This window comes from Streptomyces sp. TRM64462 (assembly GCF_013362995.1).
Lineage (GTDB): Bacteria > Actinomycetota > Actinomycetes > Streptomycetales > Streptomycetaceae > Streptomyces.
The window spans coordinates 1-3,413 of record NZ_JABWDV010000296.1 but is presented as its reverse complement, the minus strand read 5'-3'; the positions used below and the strand labels follow the sequence as shown (position 1 = coordinate 3,413).

Here is a 3,413-nt window from a genome sequence, read left to right as displayed (position 1 = left end):
AGCGCCGGCTGCGTCCACCCGGTCTCGTCCAGGCCTTCGCCGGACGCGATCGTGTCGGCCAGCGAACCGCCGTCCAGGTGGGCGTCGAGCGCCGCGCACACCTCTTCGAAGGCGTCCGCGAACACGGGGAACGCCTCGTACAGTTCACGTCCCATCCCGGCCCGCTGGGCACCCTGCCCGGTGAACAGGAACGCCAGGGCGCCGTCCGACGGCGTGTCCACGGTGGTCGCCGGGCCGGTCCTGCCCTGCGCCAGGGCGCGCAGCTCCGCGAGGGCCGCCGCGCGGTCGCCGGCCGTCACCACGGCCCGCCGGTCCAGCGCGGCGCGGGTGGTGGCCAGGGCGTACCCGACGTCCTGGAGCGTGAGGTCGGGGCGGTCCTCCAGGTACGCGGAGAGGCGGGCCGCCTGCGCGGACAGGGCCTCGGGGGTCGCCGCGGACACCGGCCACGCCACGACCGGCAGTTCCCGCGCGTCGGCGGGCTCAGGGCCCTCGGCGGCGGCCGCCGTGAGATCGGCGGGCGGCTGCTCGATGATGACGTGCGCGTTGGTGCCGGACACGCCGAAGGACGAGACACCGGCGCGGCGCGGGCGGTCTGTCTCCGGCCACTCCCTGGCCTCCGTCAGCAGTTCGACGGCGCCCGCCGACCAGTCGACGTGCGGCGTCGGCTCGTCGACGTGCAGGGTGCGCGGCAGCACACCGTGCCGGATCGCCTCGACCATCTTGATGACGCCCGACACACCGGCCGCCGACTGCGCGTGCCCGATGTTCGACTTCAACGAGCCCAGCCACAGCGGCCGGTCGGCCGGCCGGTCCTGCCCGTACGTCGCGATGACGGCCTGCGCCTCGATCGGGTCGCCGAGCTTCGTGCCCGTACCGTGCGCCTCGACGGCGTCCACGTCCCGCGTCTCCAGACCGGCGTTGGCCAGGGCCTGGCGGATGACGCGCTGCTGCGCGGGGCCGCTGGGCGCGGTGAGTCCGTTGGACGCGCCGTCCTGGTTGACGGCGCTGCCGCGCAGCACCGCCAGCACCGGGTGCCCGTTGCGGCGGGCGTCCGACAGGCGCTCCAGGACCACCAGGCCGGCGCCCTCGGCCCAGCCCGTGCCGTCGGCGGCGGCCGCGAACGCCTTGCAGCGCCCGTCCCGGGCGAGGCCCTGCTGCCGCGAGAACTCCACGAACGACGTGGGCTGCGCCATCACGGCGACACCGCCCGCCAGCGCCATCGCGCACTCGCCGCCCCGCACCGCCTGCGCGGCCAGGTGCAGGGCGACCAGCGAGGACGAGCAGGCCGTGTCGACGGTGACCGCGGGGCCCTCGAAGCCGAACGTGTACGAGACACGGCCCGACAGGACGCTGCCGGCCGTGCCGATGCCGATGTGGCCCTCGACGCCCTCCGGCAGCCGGGTCAGCTTCGACCCGTAGTCGTGGTACATGGCGCCGATGAAGACGCCGACGCTGCTGCCGCCGAGCTTGCGCGGGTCGATCCCGGCCCGCTCGAACGACTCCCAGGCCGTCTCCAGGAGCAGCCGCTGCTGCGGGTCGCTGGCGAGCGCCTCGCGCGGCGAGATGCCGAAGAACCCGGCGTCGAACTCGCCCGCGTCGTAAAGGAACCCGCCTTCGCGCGCGTAGGTCGTGCCCTGGCGCGTGGGATCGGGGTCGTACAGGTTGTCCAGGTCCCAGCCGCGGTCGTCGGGGAACGCCGACACGGCGTCCACACCGTCCGCGACCAGCCGCCACAGCTCGTCGGGGGAGCCGACACCGCCCGGCAGGCGGCAGCCCATGCCGACGATCGCGATGGGCTCGTCGTCGTACCGGGCGCCGCGCGCCGCCGCGACGGCCGTTCCGGCGCTGTCCGTTCCGGCCGTGCGGGACAGCAGCGTGTGCAGCAGCCGCGCCACCGCGTCCGGCGTCGGGTGGTCGAACGCGAGCGTCGCGGGCAGCGGGAGCCCGGTCGCCTCGGTGAGCCGGTTGCGCAGCTCGACGGCCTGTACGGAGGTGAACCCGAGGTCCTTGAAGGCGCGGCCCGCGGTGACCGCGCCGGGCCCGTCCAGGTCGGCGGTGCGGGCGGCCTCGGTGCGCACCAGCTCCAGCAGCATGCGCGTGCCGCCGTCCGCGGGCAGCGCCTCCAGGCGGGCGCGCAGCGCGGCGGCGCGGGTGTCGTCGGCCTCGGCGGCGCGCGGCGCGGTGTCCACGAGCTCGTCGAACAGCGGGGCCACGGCGCCCGCCTGGAGCGATGCGGCGTCCAGCTTCACCGGGTACAGGCAGGCGGGGCCCGCGAGGTGCGCGGCGTCGAACATGGCCAGCGCGGTACGGGCGGTCAGGGCGCCCACACCGGTGGGCAGCGCCGCGCCCGGCTCCGTGGGGCCCCAGGCGAGGGTGAGCGCGGGCAGGCCGCGGGCCGTGCGGTGCTGCGCCAGCGCCTGCGTGAACGCGTCGGCGGCGGCCTGCTCGGTGTCGGACGCGGCGCCCAGCACGGCGTCGGCGGACGAGAACAGCACGAACGCGGCCGGCTGCGCGGCGCGGGTCAGCTCGTGGAGGTTGAGGGTGGCGTCGACGGCGGCGCGCAGCGGCTGCGCGGGCCACGCGTCGTCCGGGTCCGGGGCGTGCACGACGGTGCCCAGCGGGCGCTCGGCGCCGGCCAGCACGGCGGCCAGCTCGTCACGGTCGGCCAGGTCGCAGCCGTGCAGGGTGACGGACGCGCCCAGCTCGTCGAGTTCGGCGCGCAGGGCGGCGGCGGCCTCGTCGGCCTCGCCCTGCGCGCACAGCAGCATCAGGTGGCGGGCGCGGTGCGCGGCGACCAGGTGCCGGGCAACCGCCGCGCCGCGCGCACCGCCGGCGCCCGTGACGAGGACGGTGCGCTGCGGGTCGACGACCGGCCGCGCGGTGCCGTCGCCGGCGGCGGACACGCGCGCGAGGCGCGGCCGCACGACGACTCCGTCCCGTACGGCGAACCGCTCCTCGCCGCACGCGACGCCGGTCCGCAGCGCCTCGACGGCCGCCGTGTCCGCTTCGCCGCCGAGGCCCGTGTCGAGGTCCGCGAGGACGATACGGCCCGGGTGCGCGGCCTGGAGGGCGCTCACGTAGCCCCACACGGCCGCCTGGACCAGGTCAGGGGCCTCCGCGTCGGAGCCCGCCGCGACGGCGCGCCGCACCACGACGACGAGGCGGGATGCGGCCTGCCGCGCGTCCGCCAGCCACGGCTCGACGGCCTCCGCGAGGACCCGCACGGTGCGCTCGACGGCCTCGGCGGGCAGCTGCCGCGAGGCGGCCGTCCCGGCGGTGTCCATCGCCAGAGCGGTCACCTCGGGCACGGGGGCGCCCGCCGCGACGGCGTCGCTCAGGGCGACCAGGTCCGGGTGGTGGTCGGCGTGCACGCCCGCGGCCGCGAACGGCGCCGTGTCGCGGGAGCCGACGAC

The 3,413-nt window shown here is 77.3% G+C and carries 1 protein-coding gene; it reads right to left on the bottom strand.

Translation table 11 applies throughout. The features are described from left to right. Positions 1-3,413: type I polyketide synthase (locus HTZ82_RS13880; RefSeq protein WP_175409665.1), on the bottom strand; the 3,413-nt coding region annotated here is incomplete at both ends.